A 25,525-nucleotide genomic window follows, 5' to 3' on the forward strand; every position below is an offset into this window, starting at 1 on the left:
ATATAAGATTTCCGCAAACTGTCACTTTTGGACTGACGAACGGGCACAGAAAGTCCTATGAATATAAAGACAAAAATAAACTCATCCAACAACGGGAGATCACCTATGGCTAAACATTCGTCACTTTCGAGACGCTCTGTGTTGAAAGGCGCAGGTGCTGCGGCACTTGCGGCACCCCTATACAGCAAGAGCGCTCTGGCGTCGTCGGGCGAAATCAACATTCTGATGTGGTCGGACTACCTGCCGCCCAGTTTCATCGAAGAGTTTGAGACTCTGACCGGAATCAAGGTGAACTATACCGGCATCGGCTCGAACGAAGAGATCATCAACAAGATGAAGGCCACCAAGGGCCAGGGTTTTGATATCGTTTCACCGACCAACAACCGGTCGTTGCAGTGGGAACCGCTGGAGCTGCTCCAGCCCTTCGACATGAACAAGGTTCCGATCGATCTGGTGAACCCGGCCATGGCAAAGATTGGTACTGATGCGTGGAACTTTGGCGATTCAGGTGCGCACTGGCTTCCGCATATCTGGGGTACAGAAGGTATTGCTTATCGTACTGACCTGTGGCTGCCGGATGGTGATGCGCCGTCCTATGGCGACGTGTGGTCGGAAGCGAACGCTGGCAAAACCATGGGCCGCGCGCATTCCATGATGCTGGGCGCCGGCCTTTATATGGAACGCGCTGGCGAGATGGAGCCGGGTTCGGTCTGGGCGGCATATGGTGATGAAGACACCATGCGCAAGGTTTGGGGCCAGATCACCGACTGGTGCATTGCACGCAAGGACCGCATCAAGCTGATCTGGAACGACGCCGACACACAGAAGAACGGTCTTCTGAACGAAGGCGTTGTCGTTGGCCAAACTTGGGACGGCCCACCCCTTGCATTGAAATCCGCAGGTGAGCCGGTGCACTATCAGGCACCCGTCGAAGGTGCGATGGCTTGGGTGGATGGTATGTCCATGCCGACTGGTGCCGCGAATATCGATCAGGTTTACGCCTTTATCGACTTTGCCTATCAGGCCAAGCCGGCCGGTGTCGCCATTGACAGTCATGGCTACAACTCGCCGGTATTAGGGGCCGACCAGTATTCCGGCGACACCTATAAGAAGAACTTTGCCGAGGCCTATCCGGGCGACTCGCTGGCCAACCTCAATCCGTGGCCTGCAGAAGCGCCGTGGTATGCTGAAACCCGGACCGAGTTCGTCAACAAGTTCAAAAGCGCTTAAGCGTTTCGAACCTTCGCCCTCCGCATCCTGCGGGGGGCACCCATCTGCGCGCCGTCCCGGCGTGGCGGACGCTAATACTGTGTGGTGACAACACGCACCTCAGGGAGAAACCAAAAATGAGTGCAGGGGTCGGAGTCGATCTGGAAAACCTGTGGATCCGTTTCGGTGACTTCGTCGCCGTGCGCGATGCAAACGTCAACATCAACGGGGGAGATTTCTTTTCTTTCCTCGGGCCATCGGGCTGCGGAAAAACAACCATTCTGAGGGCAGTGTCCGGCTTTCTTGAACCAAGCGAAGGCAACGTCCTGATTGGTGGCAACAATATGCGTGGCATCGGGCCCAACAAGCGCCCGACGGCGCTGATCTTTCAGAACCTCGCATTGTTCCCGCTGATGAAGGTCTGGGAAAACATCACGTTTTCCATGGAAATCAAAGGGGCCAGTGCTGCCGAACGCCGCAGGCGCGCCGATGAGCTTCTGGACATGATTGCGTTACCGGGGCAGGGGGACAAACTGCCAAGTGAACTGTCAGGTGGTCAACGTCAGCGTGTTGCTATTGCCCGTGCTCTGTGCGCCGAACCGGACGTGCTGTTGCTGGATGAGCCTCTGTCGGCACTTGACCTGAAGCTGCGCCAGCACATGCGGACCGAGTTGCGTGAAATTCAACAGCGTGTCGGCATTACTTTCATCTACATCACGCACGATCAGGGTGAAGCGCTGACCATGTCGGACAATATCGCCGTCATGCGTGCCGGTGTGATTGATCAAATCGCCGACGGGAAGACGATTTACAACGATCCCAACACGGCTTTTGCGGCTTCATTCGTTGGCGAAAACAATGTGTTCCGCGGTAAAATCAAGCAAGTGATGGGCAAGGAAGCTTTGATCTCGACCAACCGTTCGGGGGATCTGGTGGCAAGGATTTCGACGGCCAATCAGGGCAAGATGAAAGAAGGTGATGACGCGATGATGTTCATCCGCCCTGAGGCCTTTGCAATTGCCCCCGATGGCGCAACGGGCGATCACTTCGTCACCGCCCGGGTCAATCATGAAGAGTTCGAAGGCAACGTCTTCAACATCTTCACCGAAGGCGAAGGCGGAAAGGAAATCAAGGTCTCGATCCCCAACCATGGGCAATCCTTCGAGGACCACACCGGACAGAACATCACGCTGGAATACGAGACGCATAATGCCGTCGTCGTTCCCGCGGGTGAGCTGGCTGCGGAATAAGGGGAACAGTTCATGCCCCGATTTCTGAAAGAATTCTTCAATCGCAACGGCACCGGTATGGGCTTGGCGATCCTAGGTCTGGTTTTGTTCTGGACAATCGGCCTTATTATCCTGCCGCAGCTGTCGATGCTGGATTTCTCGTTCCGTCCAAACCTGCCCCCACCAGAAATTGGCGGGCCGAAGGACGTCTATACGCTGGAGAACTACAAGTACCTGATATACGGCCCCGAAGGTGGCAGTCAGGATTACAACACGGTTGACCTGCGGGTGTTCTTCCGCACCCTCGTGGCGGCCGTTTGCGTCACGATTTTCAACCTGATCATCTGCTATCCGATCGCCTACTATCTGGGGCAGTCCGAAGGCAGCCATATCCGCATCTTCGCGATCATGCTGATCATCCCTTACTGGATCAACGAAATCCTGCGCGCCTTTGCGTTGCGCATTATCTTCGGTGAAACCGGTGTTCTGAACACGCTGTTCGTGGGACTGGGGGTCTGGGATACGCCGTTCGACTTCATCCGAAACGATATCGCACTCTATGCCGGGCTGGGCTATGCCTATATTCTGCTGATGATCTTCCCAATGTATAACGTCATAGAAAGCCTGGACAAAAATCAGATCGAAGCCGCGCGCGACCTTGGCGCGCCGTGGTGGCGGATACATTGGCGTGTGGTCATTCCTTATGCCAAGCCAGGGATCAGTTCGGGCTGTACGATGGTGTTCATGCTGTCTGCGGGCGCGCTGGCGGCACCGCAAATCCTGGGCGGGCCGTCGTCGCTGTGGTTCACACAGCTGATTTATCAGCAGTTCAACGATAACAACGACTGGCCGCAAGGGGCTGCTTATGCGATCGTCCTGCTGGTGACCTGTATCCTGTTCGTGCTGGCCATGATGCGCCTGTTCAAAGTGAACATGGGGGATATTGGGAAATGAACAATTCCTTTCTCCGCATAAGCATCTGGGTCTATCTGGCGATCTTCTTCCTGTATCTGCTGGGCCCGCTTGTGATCATGTCGATCACCGCGTTCAACTCGTCCGGCTTCCCGCGGATGAGCCCGTGGGAATGCCTGACCTTCCAGTGGTTTGGCGAGTTGTTTCAGGATCAGCGCATCCTGAACGGTATCAAGAACTCACTGATCATCGGGATCGGCACGGTCATCCTGTCAGTGGCCATGGGTCTGGCGGGCGCATTGATGCTGACCCAGATCTGGCCAAAGCTGCGGGCGACTTACTATACGATCATTATCGCTCCGATCCTGATCCCGGGTGTTGTTCTGGGTATCTCGACGCTGGTGTTCTGGGATCGTATCAACCGGATGCTGGGACTGGGGGCGGACAGCTTCCTGTCAAATGGCATTTTTCTGACGGTGATCGGCCAATCCACCTTTATCGCCAGCTACTGCATGCTGGTGTTGGTGGCACGCTTGCAGCGCTACGACGTGGCCCTGACCGAGGCGGCACTGGACCTTGGGGCCAGCCACGCCCAGGCCTTCCGCAAGATCCTGTTGCCGTTCATGCGTCCGGCGATTGCATCGGCAGCGGTGTTGGCGTTCCTCGCATCGTTCGAAAACTACAACACCACCACCTTTACCTTCGGTGAATACCCGACGTTGACGATCGAGCTGGCCCAAAAAGTCCGGTATGGCATCACACCCGCAATCTCGGCGCTGGCCTTCATCATCGTGGCGCTGACAGTGTTCTTCGCTCTGCTGAACGAAGCCAAGCTGAAACGTCAGGAACTGGTGGCAGCGGCGCGCAAGAACGCGACGGTTGAGGAGCTGGCCGGCAAGATCAAACTGCCCAGCTTCTTTTCCGGCAACATGGCAGCGGTTCTGTTGGTTGTATTTGCCGTCGCAACGATCACAGTTGTCGGCACTGCGGCCACCTACAATCCGGCGCAGTGTATCGCCGATATTCGCGAGCAGAAGCAGCTGGAAGCGGAACAGCGTATTCAGGAGTTGCGTAAACAGCGTGAAGAACGCCGCAAGCAACGCGAAGCTGAAGAAGCGGAACAGGGCGGTGCGCAATCCACCCCGAAACCGACGAACAACAGCGGCTTTGGCAATGTTTTCGCTCCGAACTCTTTAGGGGGCGAAGAAAGCGAAGGCGCAGATAGTGGGCCTGAATCCGAAAACGCTCCGTCCAATAACAGTGGTTTCGGCGGGGTGTTTGACCCCAATAGCCTGCAAAACGACGAATAGCGGCGCAGGTTCGTAGCTTCGGCATCCGCCCGGACTGACCTCAGGTTTGTTCGGGCGGATTGCGTTTCAGGATTTTGACGTCACAACCTTCGACGGTGAGCCCGTTCCAATCCACCGGTCCTGCGTTGTAGTTGATCAGGAAGGCATGATCGGCCGTCTCGTGCAGTCGCAGGCCTTGCGGCATCCTGCGCAATGTCAAATCGGCTTCTTCCGCCGCCATGGCTATCACGCGATCCCAAAGGTTTGCATCCGGGAAGCCGGCCAAGTACCAGATTCCGTCCCCTGCCTTGAGAGCAGGTGTTCCGTCTTCGAAACTCAGCAAGTCTTTGGCCGTTCCTGACAATCGGTCGATCCAATGCCGCGCCGCACCGCCACCCTTGACCGCGCGTTCAACCGTGGGCGGCAGAGTTTCGACCAGATCAACATCGCAATCGATCCTTCTCAGACCGGGTCTGCCCTTTTCAGGAATTTGAAAATCGCGGGTGATCGCGCCGCCGCGCGGTCCCAGAATGGCAAGATCGCATCTCTCTGCCAGACGTTGTTCCAAATCAGGATCCATTGTGGCCAAACCGGGGGCAAAGATCACCGAGTAATCACCGGGAATGTCCTTCGCCGAAACAAAGTCTACCGACAGACCAGCCCGTCGCAGCGCGCGATAAGCCGAAAAAACCAATCGGAAATAATCAAATCCCGCGCCTTGTGGTTGTGTGGTCCACGCCCAGTCCGAGGCGTAATCAAACAGAATGGCCACTTTGGCCTGTATCTGTTGCACCGCGCCCAACGTGTTCAGGTCATCTGCGGTCTGGCGGGCCTCTGCCAGTGCAGCAGCAGGGTGATTGTTCGATGTCAGCAAGCCCGCATGCATTTGCTCTTGCGCAAACGGGGCTTGCCGCCATCGGAAATAACTCACCACCTCGGCACCATGAGCCACGGCTTCCACGGACCAAAGACGCACCATTCCGGGCAGGGGCGCCGGATTATACGGTGCCCAGTTCACCGGGCCGGGTTGTTGTTCCATCACCCACCAACGGCCGCGCCCGACCGCCCGGTAGAGATCATGGTGAAACGCCTGCATGTCCGGATCACCCTGTTGCAAAAAGGCGGTCTTGTGCGCGTCGTCGGCATCCAGCCGGTCCGACAGAAAACCGATCGGATAACTGTCCCAGGTGGCGATATCCAGATCCGCGCCAACCTTGAAATGGTCGAAGTCCAGAATACGGCCCATGTAATTGTGCAAAAGCGGCGCATCGGTCAACGGGCGCAGCGCATCCACCTGTGCTTTGTTGAAAGCCGCGACCTGATCCGAACTGAAGCGCCGGAATGCCAGCACATGAGCCGGGTTCGGCTCGGTCACCGTTTGATTGGGCAGGTCGATTTCGCTGAAGTTGCGATATTCCATCGACCAGAACACATTGCCCCACGCCTGGTTCAGCGTTTCAATTGTTCCGTACCGTTCGGCCAGCCAATGGCGAAATGCCTGTTGGGCAGCTGCGCTGTAGCTGAGAGTGGTGTCGTGACACCCGTATTCATTGTCAATCTGCCACGCGACCACATGCGGGTTCCTACCGAACCGTTCACCCAATATGCGTGCGATGCGGGTAGATTCGTCGATATAGCCTTGATGGCTAAAGCAGTAATGCCGCCGTGATCCGAACTTGCGCGGGTTGCCGTTTTCATCGGCGGCCAGCATATCCGGATGTTTGTCCAGCATCCAGCGCGGCGGTGTTGCGGTTGGCGTGCCCAGCACGACCTTCAATCCGGCTGCTCCGAGTGTCTCAATCGCGCGATCTAGCCATTCGAATTGAAAAACGCCGGATTGCGGCTCGATGCGGCTCCACGCGAACTCGCCAATGCGCACCCATGTCAGGCCTGTTTCGACCATTTGCGCGGCATCGTCTGCCCACATCGCCTCTGGCCAATGTTCAGGATAATAACAAACGCCCAGTTCCGGCTTCATAAGATGACCTTGTGTTCTGCCTGACCCTGACCTGCATTTCGCGCGGCAAAGGTCATGCCGTTGGTCGGTTGGCTGTCTATTGTTTCTGCGTTCAATCCCTGACGGGCCGTTGTGCAGAAAAGCGTATTCAGTTCATCGCCCCCGAAAGCGGGACATGACGTATGGGATGCGTCAAATGCAACGGCCTTCAGAAACATGCCGTCGGCCTTGTATACCGCAATTCGGCTGGCACCCCATTGTGCAATCCAGATATTCCCCTGGGCATCGATGACCGCGCCATCCGGGTTCAGACCTTCTTTGCGCAAATCCAGAAAAACTGCGCTGTCGCCTTCCGGCCACCCGGTTTCGGCGTTCAGACGCCAGCGCCTGACTTGTTTCGTTGCGGTGTCGCAGAAATAGGCCACCGAACGATCGGGGGCAAAACAGATCGCGTTGGAGATTGTCACATCCGGAACCAATCGTCTCAACTCGCCTTTCCAGAAGCGATAGATTGATCCGGCCCCGGGTTCCGCCTGCTTGCCCATTGTGCCGATCCAAAACCCACCCCACGGATCGGCGCGGCCATCGTTTGAACGCGTGACGGGGTTGTCGGCTTCCAGAGGCGTGATCAAGTTCCGCTTTCCGGATTGCAAATCGAGACGCCACAGTCCCGTTTCCGACGCCATAAGAAGCGTATCGCGATCCACCCGGCCTGCGGCCGAAACATTTTCATCGAAGCTCCAGCTTTTGGGCATTCCCCGCTCGCGGGTCATCAGACGTTTGCCTATGATATCGAACCAGAAAAGCTGACGTCTTTCAGGATGCCACAACGGGCCTTCGCCCAACTCGCAGGGGCGGTCGTCAAAGATAGTGCTCATCCGGCGGCCTCGTCATAGGCCGTAACGATATGCCGGGCGCGCTCGGCGATTTCGGCGACATCCATTCCGGGTTTGTAAAGTGCAGAGCCTATCCCAACGCCATCCGCGCCCGCTTTGATCCACTGCCCGAAATTGTCGGGTCCGGCACCGCCAACGGCAAAAACAAGCGAGCCTATGGGCAAAACTGGACGTAAGGCGGCCAATCCCGCCGGACCAGCCATCACCCCGGGGAACAGCTTCAAACCGGTGGCCCCGGCCTTGAGGGCCGCAAAAGCTTCGGTTGGGGTGTAAACCCCCGGCCAGCTTTGCAGGCCTAACGCGGCTGAACGCTTGATGACCTCGGCGTCATAGTTGGGCGATACGATCAACTTGCCTCCGGCGGCCGACACAGCGTCCACCTGATCGACTGTCAAAACAGTGCCCGCGCCGATCAGGGCCTGGTTTCCAAACGCATCAACCAAAGTTCTGATACTGTTGAGCGGATCCGGAGAATTGAGCGGCACTTCGATCCGGTCGATGCCGGCATCGATAATGGCGCGGCCAACGGCTTTGGCTTCGTGCGGTTGCAAGCCACGCAATATGGCGATGATGGGACGGCTCATGCGGTTTGCCTTGTCATGTTTCGGGCCAGCGCAAGCCCGGCCAGAGTTGCCTCGGTGGCGTTTGCGGTTTCCACGAACGCGCCTTGCCGTTGCAGGGCTGTTGCATATGTCTGCGATACGCCTTCTGCTCCGATAATGGCCAGTTGCTGGCCCAGCCAATAGGGCCGTGTCGCGGCCAATTCGGCCCCGATCAACATTCCGGAAAGGCGCGCGCGTGCGGTGGCTTTGGCCTGACCTTGCAGCAAGTCCGCCGCTCGCAAGTTGAAAAGACGCGCAGCCAATTGTTCGGGCTTTGACAACGTATCCGCAACCGCCTCGGCGAAAGCGTCTTCGTCCCAGCCCGGGCCTACAGAGTGCCGCAGCACGGACTGACCACATAGCAGGTCGAACAACTCACCCGTCATGAAGGTACGAAAGCTTACAACCTCGCCAGCGCTTACCTGAACCCATTTCGTGTGGGTTCCGGGCAGGCAGATAACGCCGTCCCAATTCTGGCGCGCGCCCAGAAATCCGGCAATCTGGGTTTCCTCACCCCGCATCACATCCGGCGGGGTTGTCTGTTTCAGACCGGGTATGACATAGGCCCGGATGCGCGGATCTGATCCGGGTACGCGGATCGGGACATCGGGCAAGGGGGCCGACGGCACGGTCGAATAAGGGGCTTCCACCCAGCCTTGGCGTGCGCCGACCATTCCGCAAGCGACCACATCCACCGGCGCGCCGGGCAACCAGTTTTCGATCAAATCCAGCAGGGCGGCTTGAAACCCGTCAGGCCCGACATGCGCCATGCCCTTGTCGGATTGCGCATGGTCCAGCGCAGTCGAACCCTGCATGGCCCAGGCCCGTAAATGAGATGTTCCCCAGTCGACGGCGATCCATTCAGCGTTCATAACATCACCCCGAAACCACGACGCCGCCATCAACAGCCATACATTGCCCGGTCATTGCATGGCTGGCCTTGGACGCCAGAAAAAGTGTTGGTGCTATCATATCCTCGGGCTTCAGGTGCGCTTTCAGACATTGCCGGTCCAAATGCGCCGCCAGATCCTCGGGCGTGGCCCATTTATCCAACTGTTTTTGCGTCAGAACCCAGCCGGGGGCCAGAGCGTTTACGCGGATTTTCCTCGGCCCCAGTTCTCGTGCCAATGACCGTGTCATCCCTGTAATCCCGGCATTCGAGGTCGTATAGATCGGATAGCCAGCATTGCCCATCATGTAACTGATCGAGCTGAAATTGATGATCGACCCGCCATCTTTCATTTGCCGGGCGGCTTCCTGACACGCGAAATAATAGGCTTTCAGGTTCACCTCGATCATCCAGTCCCAGAATTCCGTCGTGGTTTCCTCAAGCGTATGACGTTGGTCGTTGGCTGCATTGTTCACCAAGACGTTCAAAGGGCCATGAGCCTCGGCAGCTTTGGCCATCGTCGCGTGCAGCAGTTCGGTATCCGTTATGTCGCCTTGCAGGAACAGCGGCGCGCGGCCGTGCTTGTCGCGCATCTCTTCGACAAAACCGCTGGCATCCGACCGACCAATGAAGGCCACATTGGCCCCCTGTGCCATGAATCCATCTGTCAGCGCCGCACCAACGCCCGAGCCGCCGCCGGTGATATAGACGGAGGCCCCGTTGAGATCGTGGAATGTAGCTGGTTGGGTCATCAGTGGCTCTCTCTGGTCACGAGGCGCGTGTCTTTGCCAACAAGGAAATCCAGATCCGCCCCCTGATCCGCTTGCAGCACGTGGTCGATGTAAAGTTTTGCATATCCGCGTGTGTAGTGCGGATCATCCGGTTGCCACGCGGCGCGGCGGGCGCTCAGTTCGTTTTCGTCCACAAGAAGTTCCAGTTCGCCGCTGCTGGCTGAAACACGGATGCGGTCTCCGCTTTTGACCAGCGCCAGCGTGCCACCCGCCTGTGCTTCGGGGCTAACATGCAAAATGACGGTGCCATAAGCTGTTCCCGACATGCGGGCATCCGAGATCCGGATCATGTCTCGCACACCCTCTTTCACCAATTTCGCCGGAATTGGCATGTTGCCGACCTCGGGCATGCCCGGATACCCCTTGGGGCCACACCCTTTGAGCACCAGAATGCTCTTGGCTGTGACCGGCAGGTCTTCACGGTCGATATTGGCCTTCAGATCTTCGATGTTGTCGAACACAAAAGCCTCGCCCTCGGTTTCAAGAAGCGCGTCAGTGGCCGCCGAAGGCTTGACGATTGCCCCATTCGGCGCAAGGTTGCCGCGCAGGACTCGCAGGCCCGCAGCGGGCTTTACAGGATCATCGAAGGGACGGATGACGTCCGAGTTGCAACACTCGGCCCCTTCGTAATGTGCTGAGATATCCTTGTTCAGAACCGTCTTTGCCGGGCGCAGGAACGATTTGAGTTCATTCAGTACAACCGGCATGCCGCCTGCGTAGCAGAAGTCTTCCATCAGGTATTTGCCCGACGGCATGCAGTTGACCAGCAGCGGTATTTCGGATCCGATTTCAAAGTTTTTCAGGGTCAGGTCAACCCCGACACGCCCCGCCAGCGCCAGCAGGTGAACCACAGCGTTGGTCGAGCCTCCTACGGCGGCATTGGCGAGGATGGCGTTCTCGAACGCCTCTTTGGTCAGGATGTCCGAGGGCTTGAGGTCTTCGTCGACCATCTCGACGATGCGCCGGCCGGTCATGTGCGCCAGCGCCATGCGGCGGGCGTCGACCGCCGGAAGCGCGGCATTGGTGGGCAGGCTCATGCCCATCGCCTCGACCAGCGACGCCATGGTGGATGCGGTGCCCATGGTCATGCAGACGCCAGCGCTGCGCGACATGCCGGATTCGGCGTTCATGAAATCCTGCAAGGTCATTTCGCCGGCCCGAACCGCTTCGGAAAACTTCCAGACGTCGGTGCCGGATCCGATATCCTGTCCACGGTATTTACCGTTCAGCATCGGGCCTGAACTGACGACGATCGAAGGCAGATCGACTGAAGCGGCCCCCATCAGTTGCCCCGGCGTGGTCTTGTCGCAGCCGCCCAGCAGAACGACCCCGTCAATACCATAGGCGCGGATCGATTCTTCGACATCCATGGCCAGCAGGTTGCGGAACAGCATCGCGGTGGGTTTCATCTGGGTTTCACCCAGCGACATGACGGGGAATTCTACCGGAAAGCCGCCCGCCTCCCACACGCCGCGTTTTACGCCCTCGGCCAGGTCGCGCAGGCCCGAGTTGCAGGGGGTCAGTTCCGACCAGGTGTTGCAGATGCCAATTATGGGTCGTCCGTCAAAAGCGTGGTCGGGAAAGCCCTGGTTTTTCATCCACGACCGGTGGATGAAGCCATCCTTGTCGAGTTTTCCATACCAATGCTGTGAGCGGCGTTTTATCATGTCTGGCTTTGTTTTTCTTGGCTGAAGTTGGATCTGAGTATTTGTAAAATGATGAAGATCAGGCGGCGCGGGCCGGTCGGCACCAGTCGGGCAGCCAATCGTTATGGGCCGTCAGCAGATCCGTGACAAGGTTTCGGATCTGGCGCAGGTCCAGTTCGGCGGCGGTGTGCGGATCCATCATCGCGGCGTGATAAATATATTCGGGGTTCTGTTCTGTCAGGGCCCGAACAGTCAGTTCCTGTACGTTGATCTGGGTGCGCATCAGGGCAATCAACTGCGGCGGGATGTCGGTCACGACAGAAGGCTGTACGCCGTTGCTGTCGACCAGGCAGGGGGTTTCGACCGCCGCGCCCATGGGCAGTTGCGGGATCTGGCCGGTGTTGGGCAGGTTGCCATAGGCCATGTAGGGCGTGTTCGTTGCGATCGCGTTCATCAGGTCGGCGGCGAATTCGTGGCTGCGCGTGACATCGATATTGCGCCCGTCGGTCAGGGTCTTGGCCTGTTCCTTCCACATCTCGACCTGCTCGACGCAGCGGGTGGGGTATTCGTCCAGTGGGATCGAGAATTCCTCGATCAGGTCCTGTCGCCCGTCCTTGATGAACCACGGCACGTATTCGGCCAGGTGTTCCGAGCTTTCCGTGCAGAAATAGCCCAGGTGATCCATCACCTCGTACCGCACCTTGTTGGGGCAGCGCGGCATCAGCAGCGGTGCCTTCGGGAATTTCCCCGTGTGATAGCCCCGTCGCAGTGCCGGATACAGGTCGCGGCCCTGATGTTCCAGTTTCAGAAAGAATGCGACGTGATTGACGCCCGCGACTTTGTAGCGGAACTCATCCTTTGGCAGATCCAGATCGTGGGCCAGTTCCTCGACCGTATTTTGAACCGAGTGGCAAAGGCCCACATGTTTCAGGGAAGGGAAGCGTTCGGCCAGTGCCCAGGTGTTGATGGCCATCGGATTTACATATTGCAGCAATGTCGCGTTCGGACAGAGTTGCATCATGTCCCCTGCGACATCCCAAAGCACCGGAACCGTGCGCAGGCCTCGCATGATTCCTCCGACGCCCAGCGTATCAGCGATGGTTTGACGCAAGCCATACTGCTTGGGGATCTCGAAATCGGTGATCGTACAGGGCTTGTACCCCCCGACCTGAAAGGCGGTGATGACGAAATCGGCCCCGTCCAGCGCCGCACGGCGGTCGGTATGGGTCGAGACAGTCGCCCCGGCCCCGACCGAGCGGATCATGGAGCGCGCAACTGCTTCGCTTTCCGCAAGGCGCTGGGGGTCGATATCCATAAGCGCAAAGTGACTGTCGGCCAGCGCAGGGGTCAACAGAGCATCTCCAACGATGTTCTGCATGAAAATTGTGGACCCGGCACCGATAAAGGTAATTTTGGTCATTTCACAGCTCCGAGGGTCAAACCCGCAATGAAGTGTTTCTGCATCAGGAAGAACATGGCCACCGGTGGCAGAGCCGCCACGATGGAGCCCGCGCTCATCAATTGATAAGCGGCGCGGAATTGTGCGTTGAAACTGGTGATTCCGGCAGTTACAGGCTGGCTTTCCGCGCCTTGCGTCAGAACGACGGCCCAGAAATAGTCGTTCCAGATGAAGGTGAAGATCAGCACGCTGAGCGCGGCGATCGCGGGCTTCATCAGCGGCAGGACCACGTACCAGAAGATGCGCCATTCGCTGATGCCTTCGACCCGTGCTGCCTCGATCAGTTCAAAGGGCAGGGCGCGGATGAAGTTGCGCATGAACAGGGTGCAGAACCCGGTCTGGAAGGCGATGTGAAACAGGACCAGCCCGGTCTTGGTGTTGTAGAGCCCAAGTTGCAGGGTCAGATCCCGAACCGGCACCATCAGGATCTGAAAGGGCACGAAATTCCCGGCCACGAACATGAAAAAGATCCAGAGGTTCGACTTGAACTTGTAGATGCCAAGCGCGAAGCCGGTCATGCAGCTGAGCGCCACCGCTCCGATCACGGTAGGGACGGTGATCATGAATGAATTCAGCAGGTATCGGGGCATGTCCGAATTAAAGAACACCTGCCCATAGTTGAAGGCGCCCTCAAAGCTGGACGGCATCCCCCAGTAATTCGCGTTGGTGAAGTCAGCAGCGGGTTTTACCGAGAAAAGAGCAACCGCCAGCAGGGGACCCAGCCACAACAGAAGGGCCAATGGAAGCATGGCTTGATACGTGATCTGCGCCGCGCGGGGTTGTTTTTCGATGGGTTTGGGAAACATCTCAGCGCCCCTTCTCTTCACGGTACATCGACCACAGGAAGTAGGCGATGAAGCACAACATGATCAGGAAAAGGATCACGGCGATGGCCGCGCCATAACCCATGCGGAAGCCATATTCGGACAGGGCGACCTCGAACATGTAATAGGCCAGCACGCGGGAGGATCCGAAAGGTCCGCCTTGTGTCATGATCGAGATCAGGTCGAATGACCGTAATGCGCCGATGATGGTCACGACAAACGCGATAAAGGTTGCGGGCCGTAATTGTGGGATGATGATGTGCCAAAGCATCTTCCAACCCTTGGCCCCGTCCAGGCGTCCCGCTTCGATCTGTTCCGGGTCCACAGCGTTCAGGCCGGTGAGGTACAGGATCATGCAATAGGCGGTTTGTGGCCAGAGGCCGGCGAAGATGATGCCGTAGGTCACAAAGCGCTCATCGCCAAGCACGTTCAGGGGACCAAGGCCGAAGAGGTCGAGGAATTCGTTCAGCAACCCGAAGGTCGGATCGTAGAACCAGGTGAACACCAGCCCCACCACGACCTGAGAAATCACGAAAGGAAAGAAAAACAGGGACTTATACAGGCGGATGCCCCAAACTGTCTGGTTCAGGAACAGGGCGATGAACAAACCTGCCGGAATCGCGGCCAGGTACAGGATCAGCCAGATCAGATTGTTCTTCATCGAGATGTAGAAAGCATCCCGGTCTACCCATTCCCAATAGAGGTCTTCGTAGTTGCGAAAGCCGACGTATTCCGCAGCGCCCAGGCCGTCCCACTCGTAAAGCGACAGGTTGAAGGACTGAAATACCGGGATAATCACATAGACCAAGAAGAACAGCATCCCGGGGGCCAGAAACAGCCAGGGTGCGATGCGTTGTTGATTGCGATGGAACCAGCTTTCCTGTTCTGAGGCGTCGGCTGCAACTGTCATTGGAAACTCGGGTCTGTTGGAGCAAGGCGGGTCGGAACCCGCCCTACGATTCAAAGGAGCGTGGGCCGGGCTTTGGCCCGACCCTTGCCTGATCAGTTATCGTAAATACGCTCGCGCGCGCGTTCGAGTTTGGCCAGTATCCGGTCCAAGTTGTCGGGTTTGACCATGAATTCCTGGAAACCTTCCATGGACACTTTGGCCATTTCCGCAGGCGCGTCGCGGTCCCAGAACTGGGCTACCCCACCGGGGCTGTTGGACGAAAGCATTTCAAAGCCCTGTTGCAGGAACTTGTCGTCATCCACAGCGGATTGCGCGTTGACCGGCAATTGGCCGAGATTCGCGCCGTTGTTGATTTCGGTCTGTTCATCAGCAGAGACCACAAAACGCAGGAATTCGCGCGCAGCTTCCTTGTTCGAAGCATTGGTCGGGATGTGGAACGTGTCTGTCGGAGCGTCTTCGGCCAGCTCAACATCGGGATTGATCGCGACGAACTGGTAGAAATCCAGCTGGTCATCTGTCAGGCCCGCATCGCGCAACGGTGCCACTGCGAAGTTGCCCATCAGATAGGCTGCTGCCTCACCATTGACCATGAAGGGCAGCGCTTCCTGCCAGCTGTAGGTCTGGTGGTTGTCGATGAATGCGCCCATGTCGATCAACTGTTTCCAGTTGGCGAAGGTCTGCTTGACCCGGTCGTCTTCCCAGCTGACTTCGCCATTGGCCAATTGCTGATGAAAATCAAAGCCGTTTGTGCGCATGTTCAAGTAGTCAAACCAGCCACCAGCGGTCCAAAGGAACTTGGTGCCGATCGTGTAGCAGGCGCGTCCTGAATCGACGATTTTCTGGCAGTTGGACAGTTCTTCTTCCCAAGTAATCGGCTCGCTCAGGCCCAGCTCGTCAAAGATGTCTTTGCGATAGTAGACACCCCACTGATAATAGGTATACGGCACACCCCATTGCTTGCCGTCGATTGTCAAAGCGCCCTTGGTCGAAGCGAGATTGTCGGCGATCTCGGGCTCGGCCCACAAATCTGAAACGTCCTCGAACAGACCCGCCTCGACATATGGTTTCATACGGTTGGCCGCGTACCACGTGGCCACGTCCGGGGTGTCAGCCGTCAGGAAGTTCCGGATCTGCGTTTTATAGGCTTCGCGGTCGATGACGGTTGTTTCGATTTCCAACCCCGGATGCTGTGCCCCGAACCGTTCGATCATCGCCTCCATCGTCGCGCGTGGCGCCGGGTTCGATGTGTCCAGAAAGATCCGCAGCTCTCCGGTGAGTTCCGCAGCTGCTGGTGCCGCCATCGCGACACCAAGCGCCAGCGCAGCCGTCGTGCGCTTGAAAGTTGAATACATAGTTTCCTCCCTGTTTCTCTCCCACAAGGTTCCAAATAGTGAAACCGTGTTTTATATATTGAAAACTACACATCGACTCGGTTACTGTTGTCAAGACCCTCGTGAGGATGGCGAGGGATAATCGGAGGAGAATGATGGCCCGTGTCAGGTGACGGAACTATAGGCAAAGCATGTGATGTGCTGGATCACGTAGCATCGTTCGAGCGCCCCGTTCGATTCGCTGAACTTTTGGAAAGCAGCGATTTTCCAAAGGCGACCCTGTATCGATTTCTGCAATCTCTGACCAACCAGGGAATGCTGTCTTATAACCGCGACAGGCAGACCTATGCGCCCGGGATGCGACTGGTCCGGTTGGCCCATGCGGCATGGACGCAAAGCTCATTGGCCCCGATAGCGCGGCCTTTTCTGGATGCCCTCAGTCAAGAAACCGGTGAAACCGTGCATCTGGCGCAGCTTGATTCCAGTCAGGTTCTTTACGTCGACAAACGCAACGCCGCACAACCAATCGAGATGTACTCTCAGGCTGGTAAAGTTGGCCCGGCCTACTGCACAGGGGTCGGCAAGGCGATGCTGGCATTTTTGGACGAAGATGCGTTGAACAGGGCGGCGTCGCAGCAAAGCTATCACCGCTTCACCAACAAAACTCTGACATCCGAAAAGATGTTGCGGGCTGATCTTGACAGAATTCGCAGCCGGGGATTTGCCATCGATGATGAAGAGCACGAGCCTGGCATCATATGCATCGCCTGCCCAGTTCTGACGTCGAACGGTCGGATGCTTGGGGCAATTTCGATAACCGGGTCCACCGAACGAATGGATTTCGATCAACTCGAAGCCTGGGTGCCGCGCCTGCGGCGCGTGGCTGAACAAATCGGAACCGAGGCACAAGCCTGGCGGTTTCCCGAAACAGGCCCTAGTTCCAAAAACGACAGGATGCTGATGACATGACAGGTGTAACTCTGAATCGGGCAATCAAACGGTACGGTCAGACACAGGTCATTCATGGGATCGACCTGCAAATCGAAGATGGTGAGTTCTGCGTTTTTGTAGGGCCTTCAGGGTGCGGAAAATCCACGTTGTTGCGGATGATTGCAGGGCTAGAAGAAACCTCGGAAGGTGAGATTCACATCGGATCGCGCGAGGTGACACATATGGATCCAGCCAAGCGCGGCGTGGCGATGGTGTTTCAGACTTATGCGCTCTACCCGCACATGTCAGTTGCGGAAAACATGGGATTTGGCCTGCGCATGAATGGTGTCCCAAAAGCCGAGATCGACCAGAAGGTGCAGGAGGCTTCGAGCATCCTGAAGCTTGATCCCTACCTCAAGCGCAAACCCAAGGCCCTGTCCGGGGGGCAACGGCAAAGGGTTGCGATCGGGCGGGCGATTGTACGCGGGCCCGAGGTTTTTCTGTTTGACGAACCCCTGTCCAACTTGGACGCTGAATTGCGTGTCGAGATGCGCGTCGAAATCGCGCGTCTGCATCAGGAAATCGGTGCAACCATGATCTATGTGACCCATGATCAGGTCGAAGCCATGACGATGGCCGACAAGATTGTGGTGCTGCGCGATGGCCGGATCGAACAGGTCGGCGCCCCGATGGATCTGTACCGTGATCCTGACAACCGGTTTGTTGCAGGTTTCATCGGTTCGCCCGCGATGAACTTTCTTGATTGCGAATATACTGACGGCCATGTCACCCATCCCGCTTTGGGCCAGCCATTGCCGGTCTCGGCAACTGTTCCTGCCGGAACGGGCAAGGTGACGTTGGGGATGCGCCCTGAACATATTCACATCGACCGGTCTGCCGACACCTGCACTGTGGACCTGACCGAAGCGCTTGGGGGTGTATCCTACTCGTATTTGCTGACGCCAAATGGAGACAAACTGATTGTGGAAGAGCGGGATGACCAGCGCAGCAAAACCGGCGACCGGATTGGCATATCCATTCAACCTGACCGTGCCATGGTATTTGATCCCGAGACAGGGCAGAGATTTCGGTAATCCTTGGCCGCAACCCGAAAAAATTCGTGGGACCAGCCGGGCAGCTTCATGGAAAACATGTGGCGTGACCTGAAGGGAAACGCCAAAGACAGCCGGGTGAAACGTTGAGCTGATGACATCAAAAGCCATCCAAGCCCAGCCCGTGGCAAAACGCGCGGGCACAGATGATTGATTCCCAGCGTAACGTGATTTAAGGGAGGCCCTGTCAAAACAGAGTCACCCAGGGGCGGTATCGTGATCGCGCCCCTCCCGCGCCACGCTGAAGTGGCTTCAACTCTTGGATCGCACGCCCCGAAAGGCTTAAAAAGGTAAAAGAATATGGCAGATAAATCGAACTTCGACATATTGTATACCATTGTAGACGAAGCGCCCGAACTGGCCAGCGCCTCGTTCCTGCCCATCATTCGCAAGTTCGCTTCGGCTGCTGGCGTCAGCGTGGGCACCAAGGACATTTCACTGGCCGGGCGCATTCTGGCAGCCTTCCCCGAAAACCTGACGGATGAGCAGCGTGTCTCGGACGATCTGGCAGCATTGGGTGAGCTGGTAAAAACCCCGGACGCCAATGTGATCAAGCTGCCGAACATCTCGGCATCGGTTCCGCAACTGGTGGCCGCCATAGAAGAGTTGCAGTCGCAAGGCTATGATATCCCGGCCTATCCCGAAGAACCTTCGACCGACGAAGAAAAGGCGATCCGTGCGCGTTATGATGCCATCAAAGGCTCGGCCGTGAACCCGGTTCTGCGTGAAGGTAACAGTGACCGCCGTGCGGCGCGGGCTGTCAAAAACTATGCCCGCAACAACCCGCATTCCATGGGCGAATGGACCTCGGACAGCAAAACCAAAGTCTCGTCCATGTCGGGCAACGATTTTTACGCCAATGAGAAATCGTCCACCATCACCGCTGCCCAAGCGGGCGATGCAAGGATCGAGTTTGTCAGCAAAGACGGCAGTGTGACTGTCCTTAAGGACGCGTGGTCGCTGGACGAAGGCACCGTGGCTGATGCGACCTTCATGTCAGTCAAAGCACTGTCATCCTTTCTTGCAGAGGCCATCGAGGACACCAGGAAAGACGGCACAATGTTCTCGTTGCACCTGAAAGCCACGATGATGAAGGTCTCGGACCCAATCATCTTTGGCTATGCGGTCAAGGTCTGGTTGGCGCCGGTTTTCGACAAATTCGGTGCGGAACTGGATGCGCTGGGTGTGAATCCGAACTCGGGTCTTGGCGATTTGCTTGAGCGGGTACAAAACAATGCCGAGATCGTCGCCGCAATAAACGCGATCAAGTCTGATCGTCCATCCATGTATATGGTGGATAGCGACAAGGGCATCACCAACCTGCATGTTCCTTCCGATGTGATCATTGATGCTTCGATGCCAGCGGTGATCCGCGCGGGCGGCAAGGGTTGGGATGAGACCGGTGCCAAGGGTGATACAAATTGCGTCATCCCCGACCGGTGCTATGCAACTGTTTATGATGAAAGCATCAAGTTCTTCAAAGCCAATGGTGCATTGAATCCCGCCACTGCCGGTGCGGTCGCAAATGTTGGCCTTATGGCGCAGAAGGCCGAGGAATACGGCAGCCACCCGACCACCTTCGAGGCGCCCGCCGACGGCTCAATGCGCATCGTTCTGGCCAATGGCGAGGCCCTGCTTTCGCACGAGGTCGAAAAGGGTGACATCTGGCGGGCCTGCACCGTCAAGAAGGCGCCGATCGAGAACTGGATACAGTTGGCGATGGACCGTCAGCGCCTGACCGGATCCGAGGCGATCTTCTGGCTGGATGCGAACCGTGCCCACGACGCAGAGCTGATCAAATATGTCGAACCGGCGCTCGAGGCTGCGGGCGTGGCTGACAAGTTCCAGATCATGGCCCCGCGCGAGGCAACGCGCCAGACGCTGGAAACCATCACCGCCGGAAAGGACAGCATCGCCATCACCGGCAACGTGCTGCGTGACTATCTGACCGACCTGTTCCCGATTCTCGAACTGGGCACCTCGGCCAAAATGCTGTCGATCGTCAAGCTTATGAATGGCGGCGGCCTGTTCGAAACCGGGGCAGGGGGCTCGGCACCGAAACACGTGCAGCAATTGGTCGAGGAAAATCACCTGCGCTGGGATTCGATGGGTGAATTCTGCGCGCTTGGGGAATCACTGAACTTCCTGGCCGACGCCAAAGGAAACGCGAAGGCAGGTGTTCTTGGCGCTGCGGCAGAGGCCGCAACTCAGGGCATTTTGGACAACAACCGGTCGCCAAGTCGAAAAGTCGGCGAACCGGACAACCGCGACAGCCACTACTGGTTCGCGCGCTACTGGGCCCAAGCCTTGGCTGCCCAATCTGACGATGCCGATCTGGCAGCTGAAATGGCACCACTTGCAAAAGCGCTGGCAGAGAAAGAAGAGCAGATCTTGTCGGAACTGGCCGCAGTCCAAGGACCGTCGGTGGATTTGGGCGGGTACTATCACACTGACCCGGTCAAAACCGCCGCTGTGATGCGCCCCAGCGCTACGCTGAACGCAATCATCGGCTGATCGCCGTCGAACAGGCGGGCGAGTTTCGTCCGACATCAAAACACGAAGGGACCGCCTTTGTGCGGTCCTTTTCATGGAACGCGGGATTGCCCAAAGACCCGCCCCGAACCTTACGCCTGACGATCTGTAGCTTGCTGTGGCTGCGCCGTTAAAACCAACCTTGTCAGGTCCTATGAACGACTTGCGCAATGTGTGCCCGGTAAACATCTGCGCATCACGTTGGGTTCCAGCGCTTGGGCCGTCCGGACACCAGGCGCAAATTTCGATCGCTTTCCTGAAACTGCGAACAGGGCGGTCAGCAAGGATCGAAAAATCCTGATTTTTGGAAAAATTTAAGATTTACGGGATTCCCCCAATAGCGCCGGTTTTCAGTCCGCGTTAGGTATTTGGGGACAAAGAATTTCACTGGTGAGGCCTTAGGGCTATATCACTCACTCAGAAAAATGGCCAGCATTTGGGGTGCTGGCCATTTGCGTATCTGGTTCACCAAATCCTTGAACAAACCAGCGTGTTCAGACGCTTACGCGCGAACAGGCCGTTCATTTGCCTAGCATTGAACTGGGGGTTGATTTTAATCAGCCAAATCGACGGGTTTGAGCCTCGACAAGCGATGGCTTGATTTGGTCAACGCCTGACGCAGCTACACCTTTGTGCTGCAAATATGACAGACGACGTGCTTCCCTCCGGGCAAGAGCCAGAGATTCCAGAATCAAAGCGCAGACTATGGACAGCATTGTCGCAACAAAACCGGATACTGCGACGACGACAGACGGAATTCTATCGACAAGCCCTGTTTCCAAAAATTCCCGGAATACGGATGCAAACACAAAGAGCGAAGGCAAAAACATCAACACGGCCAATGACAGGAAAAACGCAACGGGCTTTTCATCCTTGATCAACAAGCCGATCATTTTGAGAATCCGCCACCCGTCGGAAAACGTCGCCAGCTTAGAGTTCGAATCCGGCAGGCGTGACGAATACCTTGTTTGAACCTCACCGATTGGCATGCGCATCTGCATCGCATGAACTGTTAGCTCTGTTTCAATCTCGAACCCGTTTGATACTGCGGGGAAGCTTTTGACAAAGCGTCTGCTGAAAACGCGGTAACCCGAAAGCAGGTCGTTGATTTTGCTGTTGAAGAAGAATTTCACAAGCCAACTGAACAACGCGTTGCCAAATTTGTGGCCGCGCCGATAGGCTTCAGTTTCTTCATTCACACGGGCGCCGTTGACCATATCCAGATTCTGCGAAACGAGCATGTCGATCAATTCCGGCGCCGCCGCGCTGTCATAGGTCGCATCCCCGTCAGCCATAACGTAGACATCCGCATCAACGTCGGCAAACATTCGACGGACCACGTTGCCTTTGCCCTGGTATGTTTCGGAATAGACCCGCGCGCCTGCCTCAAGCGCGACCTTGACGGAGTCGTCGGTGGAATTGTTGTCATATACGTAAATCGTTGCGTCGGGCAGGGCCGCGCGGAATTGCCGAACGGTTTCACCTATGGCAACGGCCTCGTTGTAGCAGGGCAAGATCACTGCAACGTCCAAATCCGATCTGGTCGCGGACGACGGTGAGTTATTCTGAATATTGAAGGCGCCCTGTATCATATGCAAATCACGCTCTTTCATTGGCATCAATTGAATGATGATCGTGCTTGGGGTTGAAGGTGCTGCGTATTTGAGGCTGTTATGAAGCAGATAAGAGGCCAAAATTTGTCATTCTGAAAAACCTCGTGTTTGACGCTGACAAAAAAGGGGCCGATTGAAGAACCGGCCCCAAAGTTTCAGCTGAACCGAGGGATCAGTTCGACGCTGCCATCAGTTTTTCGTTGTGCTCGCGCAGCGTGTCGGAGACGATCGCATACCATTCCCCGGTTTCGCGCATCTCGTTCAGGCCTTTGTTCAGCATCGCCAGGTATTGCTTGCCGAACGGATTGCTGCGGTGGCTGATAAAGCGCAGCGAGGAAAGCGAGGTCACGTACGGGTTCTCAACCAGGTCGTTTTGGTTCAGGCCCATTTCAACCATTGTGTCCGAGAACAGCTGAACTTCAAAGGTTGCAACATCTGCGGTGCCGGTCAGGACCGCGTCAAGGCATTCGCGTGCGGTGATCGGCTGCATCAGCGTCATGGTTTCACCGTTGTGCAGACCTTCCTGTTCCAGATCATGGATGAACCAGCCATCCATACGGCAGATCGTGGCGCCCTTCAGCTCTTCAAAGGTTGTCGCATTCGCATACTGGCTTTCCGGAATGGTGTAGAACCCGACGACAATGTCGTAGACCGGAACAGATGAATCGAACTGGGTGCAGCGCACCTCGGTTTCCCAGGACCATTCGTAGGTGCGGTTGGTGCAATCCGGCATGTTCCACGCCATGGACACGTCAAAGGCGCCAAGAGGCAGAAGAGTTTCCAAGTGCGAGTTCCAATCATCCACGAAGCTTACGGAATAGTCGCGCGCGTTGCCGCCACGCTGCAAAGCCGTGGTGCCCAGACGGGTGATTGCTCCGCCGCCGTTCAGCGATTCATCGGCGAAAGGTGCCCAGCCATTGCCGGTCACCAGCTTGATCGGTGGCTGGTAGACGCTCGAACGTTTGACGCTGGCCGCGCGTTGTTCTTCAGCTGCGATGATTTCCTGCGCGCTCTGACCATTGGGCAGGCTACCGTCCTCACAGGGAAGGGCCAGAACCAGACCTGGCTCCAGAGCGTTGGGGTTGGTGATTTCGTTCCGGTTCGCGTTGAAAATCGGCTGATAGTTCGACGTGCCATAAGCTGCGATTGCAATGGTCGCCATGGTGTCGCCGTCTTGGACGGTATAGTTGGTGCAAGCTTCCTGTGCTGCAGCGGCACCTGCGCTCAGAGCGGTAATAGCAGTTGCTGAAAGCGCTACCTTTTTCATCTTCTCGTTAAACATGTCCACTTCCTCCAGACTTTAGTTTGTCAGGCCAGATCGGGGCCTTATCCATTTTCCATTTGATGACGCAGGGCGGTTGACACGATGTCGCGCCATTCGCCCGATTGCTGCATGATTGCCAGACCCTGATTCAGCGTCTCAAGGATCGCTTCCCCATCAGGATTATCTTTGTGGGTCATGACGTTGAGCGACTTGATGGCCGCAAGGTTGGGGTTTTCGATAATCCGGTGTTTGTACCCAAGCCGTTCAATTGCCTCGGCTGCCAGATGTGCCTCGATGGCGACGATATCTGCGGTGCCTTCCATCAAAGCGTGAAAGCAATCATCCGGTGACGTTGGCCGCAGAAGTTTGATGACCGGTTCGTACAGGCTTACAGCGTCCATGTGAGACAAAGACCAACCCTCTGGCCGGCAGATCGTTGCACCGGCAAAATCGGCATAGGTCAATGTCTCCTCATAGCCGGAACCTTCGCGGGCGAAGAACGTATCCACGACCTCGTAGAACGGGTTTGAGAAATTGTAGGTCTCGCACCGATTGCGATCATCTTCCGACAGCGCAACGGCCTCTTCGCAATTGGGACGCGACCAGGGGAAGGTGGCGTCAAATGCGAGTGTCGGCATCAACAGGTCCAGATGCGAAGACCAGTCATTCACGAACTGAATCTTGTAGGCCTGTTCGGGAGCGGCACGAAACATCGCTGTCTCAACCAGATGGGTATAGAGCCCCCGATTGGGCAGAGATTCATCGGTGAACGGAGCGTAGTTACCGCCAGTGATCAACAGCAATTGACGGTCCCGGATTTCGGGCCGTTCACCCGTTCCGGCATTTCGGATCAAAGCGGCAGCTTCGGCACGGGCGGCTTCGATCTCTTCCTTGGCAGCAGCGCGTGCTGCAACGACCGCCTCTTCACTCGCGTTCTTTGCCTCGGCTTCCGCTGCGGCAACGCGGGCTTCCGCTTCGGCCACGGCTTTCTCGGCACGTTCTTCTGCGGCTTTTACCAGCTCTGCCGCCATTTCGGCGGCCAGCCGCTCTGCCTCGGTGTCAGCAAGCGCCGGAGCACGCCCGACATCTTCCAGACAGGGCAGTTCCAGAACGTCGCCGACGCGGATGATATTGGGGTTGGAACCGATAACATCCCGGTTCGCGTCGAAAATGATGCGAAAGTCCTCGGTCGCATACACTTCGATTGCCAATTCCCGTAAGCTATCGCCGCGTTGAATTTCATAACTTGAACACGCCTTTTGCGCAGATGCCGCGCCCGTGGCGGCAGCAAGGGCAAGGCTTGATATGAGTAAGTGCTTTATCATGGGTCCTGTTGCTTTGCCTGTTTAGGTTCTTGTGAGTTTCGCCACTGCGATAGAAAGATTGTCCTGATCCGGGTCACCCTTGGCCTGCACAGCCGTCAGCAATGCTTCGGCAATGTCTTGAGCCAGCCCCTGTTGATGATCCCGCAGAATGGCTTGAATTTCGGTGTCGCTGATGTACTGCAACCCATCACTTCCAAGGATCAGGACATCGGCGGGCGACACGATCAATGGATCTTCCGGGCAATCCACTTTGGGAATGGCCCCGCCTGTAACCACGGACGTTAATTGATTGCTGTCCATGTCCCGGGCCACCGCTTCGGTGATCTCGCCCGAAGCCACTTTCGACGCAATCACGGGTGCCATCGAGTGGTCTTCGTTGACCTGCGTCAACGCTCCGTCCCGAAACAGGTAAAGAGGGCTGTCGCCGATCGAAATCCAGAACACACGCCGCCCCAGAAGAAGGACACCCAACATGGTTGATCCCATGTTGAAGCCATGACCCCTGGCCTCGGTGTAGTTGGCGATCGCGGCATTGGCTTGCATGGCGGCCAAAGGAAGCGCATCTATCGCGGATCCTTCGTTCAGGGTTTCTGCCTCAAGTTCTGCGTCCAGCGCGTCGCGCCATGCAGCCACTACCATTTCCGAAGCTATTTCACCCGCCTCATGGCCGCCCATACCGTCCGCAATCACAACATAGCCCGCGTCCGACGCGTCAAACATGCGGGCTGCAATCGCGTCTTCCTGCGTTTCCCGCTGACCCTGGTTCAGGATCAGCGCAACATCATATGCCGGAGTTGCCAGCATT

Annotated in this window: 21 protein-coding genes; 7 read left to right on the top strand and 14 right to left on the bottom strand. The window is 56.8% G+C overall.

Going from position 1 to position 25,525, the window contains the following annotated elements:
- Window positions 1-105 precede the first annotated feature (105 nt).
- The 4 genes from ACR0I0_RS09750 to ACR0I0_RS09765 all read left to right on the top strand — a co-directional run bounded on the left by ACR0I0_RS09750 (window position 106) and on the right by ACR0I0_RS09765 (window position 4,660).
- A complete protein-coding gene (locus ACR0I0_RS09750; RefSeq protein ID WP_171723781.1) occupies window positions 106-1,230 on the top strand; it encodes an extracellular solute-binding protein in 1,125 nt (374 codons plus the stop codon).
- A gap of 116 nt (window positions 1,231-1,346) precedes the next feature.
- Window positions 1,347-2,459 carry an ABC transporter ATP-binding protein gene (locus ACR0I0_RS09755; protein WP_171636122.1) on the top strand — a complete coding sequence of 371 codons (1,113 nt, stop codon included), beginning with the start codon at window positions 1,347-1,349 and terminating at the stop codon, window positions 2,457-2,459.
- A 12-nt stretch (window positions 2,460-2,471) separates the two neighbouring features.
- Window positions 2,472-3,392, top strand: coding sequence for an ABC transporter permease (locus ACR0I0_RS09760; RefSeq protein WP_171119259.1), 921 nt, complete (start codon window positions 2,472-2,474; stop codon window positions 3,390-3,392).
- Entirely contained in the window at window positions 3,389-4,660 is a 1,272-nt protein-coding gene (locus tag ACR0I0_RS09765; RefSeq protein ID WP_209833903.1) for an ABC transporter permease, read from the top strand. The genes ACR0I0_RS09760 and ACR0I0_RS09765 overlap by 4 nt, the downstream gene beginning before the upstream one ends.
- Window positions 4,661-4,700: 40 nt before the next feature.
- Here ACR0I0_RS09765 and ACR0I0_RS09770 read toward each other — a convergent pair whose 3' ends face one another.
- The 10 genes from ACR0I0_RS09770 to ACR0I0_RS09815 form a co-directional block, all read right to left on the bottom strand.
- On the bottom strand, window positions 4,701-6,617 hold the full coding sequence (locus ACR0I0_RS09770; protein ID WP_480491198.1) for a beta-galactosidase: 1,917 nt from the start codon (window positions 6,615-6,617) through the stop codon (window positions 4,701-4,703).
- Window positions 6,614-7,474, bottom strand: a complete 861-nt coding sequence (locus ACR0I0_RS09775) for an SMP-30/gluconolactonase/LRE family protein (RefSeq protein ID WP_480491200.1) — start codon at window positions 7,472-7,474, stop codon at window positions 6,614-6,616. The genes ACR0I0_RS09770 and ACR0I0_RS09775 overlap by 4 nt, the downstream gene beginning before the upstream one ends.
- The gene (locus tag ACR0I0_RS09780; RefSeq protein ID WP_480491202.1) at window positions 7,471-8,076 is read right to left on the bottom strand and encodes a 2-dehydro-3-deoxy-6-phosphogalactonate aldolase; all 606 of its coding nucleotides are present in this window, start codon (window positions 8,074-8,076) and stop codon (window positions 7,471-7,473) included. Before ACR0I0_RS09780 ends, ACR0I0_RS09775 begins: the two co-directional genes overlap by 4 nt.
- A complete protein-coding gene (locus ACR0I0_RS09785; RefSeq protein ID WP_480488193.1) occupies window positions 8,073-8,966 on the bottom strand; it encodes a 2-dehydro-3-deoxygalactonokinase in 894 nt (297 codons plus the stop codon). The genes ACR0I0_RS09780 and ACR0I0_RS09785 overlap by 4 nt, the downstream gene beginning before the upstream one ends.
- Before the next feature lie 4 nt (window positions 8,967-8,970).
- On the bottom strand, window positions 8,971-9,735 hold the full coding sequence (locus ACR0I0_RS09790) for an SDR family NAD(P)-dependent oxidoreductase (RefSeq protein WP_480491203.1): 765 nt from the start codon (window positions 9,733-9,735) through the stop codon (window positions 8,971-8,973).
- On the bottom strand, window positions 9,735-11,441 hold the full coding sequence (locus ACR0I0_RS09795; protein WP_480491205.1) for an IlvD/Edd family dehydratase: 1,707 nt from the start codon (window positions 11,439-11,441) through the stop codon (window positions 9,735-9,737). The genes ACR0I0_RS09790 and ACR0I0_RS09795 overlap by 1 nt, the downstream gene beginning before the upstream one ends.
- A gap of 58 nt (window positions 11,442-11,499) precedes the next feature.
- Window positions 11,500-12,840 (bottom strand): alpha-galactosidase, encoded by a 1,341-nt coding sequence (gene melA, locus ACR0I0_RS09800; RefSeq protein ID WP_480491207.1) that lies wholly within the window; start codon window positions 12,838-12,840, stop codon window positions 11,500-11,502.
- Window positions 12,837-13,685, bottom strand: a complete 849-nt coding sequence (locus tag ACR0I0_RS09805) for a carbohydrate ABC transporter permease (protein ID WP_170345350.1) — start codon at window positions 13,683-13,685, stop codon at window positions 12,837-12,839. The genes melA and ACR0I0_RS09805 overlap by 4 nt, the downstream gene beginning before the upstream one ends.
- Window position 13,686: 1 nt before the next feature.
- Window positions 13,687-14,613 carry a carbohydrate ABC transporter permease gene (locus tag ACR0I0_RS09810; RefSeq protein ID WP_171636104.1) on the bottom strand — a complete coding sequence of 309 codons (927 nt, stop codon included), beginning with the start codon at window positions 14,611-14,613 and terminating at the stop codon, window positions 13,687-13,689.
- 92 nt (window positions 14,614-14,705) lie between these two features.
- Window positions 14,706-15,965: an ABC transporter substrate-binding protein gene (locus ACR0I0_RS09815; RefSeq protein WP_480491209.1), complete on the bottom strand. Its 1,260-nt coding sequence runs from the start codon at window positions 15,963-15,965 to the stop codon at window positions 14,706-14,708.
- A gap of 141 nt (window positions 15,966-16,106) precedes the next feature.
- Here ACR0I0_RS09815 and ACR0I0_RS09820 point away from each other — a divergent pair, with 141 nt between their 5' ends.
- From ACR0I0_RS09820 to ACR0I0_RS09830, 3 genes are all read left to right on the top strand, one after another.
- Complete coding sequence (locus tag ACR0I0_RS09820; protein ID WP_480491211.1) at window positions 16,107-16,913, top strand: IclR family transcriptional regulator; 807 nt, start codon at window positions 16,107-16,109, stop codon at window positions 16,911-16,913.
- Window positions 16,910-17,968, top strand: coding sequence for an ABC transporter ATP-binding protein (locus ACR0I0_RS09825; RefSeq protein ID WP_171636098.1), 1,059 nt, complete (start codon window positions 16,910-16,912; stop codon window positions 17,966-17,968). The genes ACR0I0_RS09820 and ACR0I0_RS09825 overlap by 4 nt, the downstream gene beginning before the upstream one ends.
- A gap of 318 nt (window positions 17,969-18,286) precedes the next feature.
- Complete coding sequence (locus ACR0I0_RS09830) at window positions 18,287-20,500, top strand: NADP-dependent isocitrate dehydrogenase (RefSeq protein ID WP_480491213.1); 2,214 nt, start codon at window positions 18,287-18,289, stop codon at window positions 20,498-20,500.
- A gap of 575 nt (window positions 20,501-21,075) precedes the next feature.
- Here ACR0I0_RS09830 and ACR0I0_RS09835 read toward each other — a convergent pair.
- The 4 genes from ACR0I0_RS09835 to ACR0I0_RS09850 all read right to left on the bottom strand — a co-directional run bounded on the left by ACR0I0_RS09835 (window position 21,076) and on the right by ACR0I0_RS09850 (window position 25,524).
- Window positions 21,076-22,038, bottom strand: a complete 963-nt coding sequence (locus ACR0I0_RS09835) for a glycosyltransferase family 2 protein (RefSeq protein WP_348539516.1) — start codon at window positions 22,036-22,038, stop codon at window positions 21,076-21,078.
- 265 nt (window positions 22,039-22,303) lie between these two features.
- Window positions 22,304-23,413, bottom strand: a complete 1,110-nt coding sequence (locus ACR0I0_RS09840; RefSeq protein ID WP_171636092.1) for a LysM peptidoglycan-binding domain-containing protein — start codon at window positions 23,411-23,413, stop codon at window positions 22,304-22,306.
- A gap of 44 nt (window positions 23,414-23,457) precedes the next feature.
- Complete coding sequence (locus ACR0I0_RS09845) at window positions 23,458-24,606, bottom strand: substrate-binding periplasmic protein (RefSeq protein WP_480491215.1); 1,149 nt, start codon at window positions 24,604-24,606, stop codon at window positions 23,458-23,460.
- A 135-nt stretch (window positions 24,607-24,741) separates the two neighbouring features.
- Window positions 24,742-25,524: a PP2C family protein-serine/threonine phosphatase gene (locus tag ACR0I0_RS09850; RefSeq protein ID WP_171723769.1), complete on the bottom strand. Its 783-nt coding sequence runs from the start codon at window positions 25,522-25,524 to the stop codon at window positions 24,742-24,744.
- Window position 25,525 lies beyond the last annotated feature (1 nt).

This window comes from Ruegeria sp. AG6, assembly GCF_056541565.1.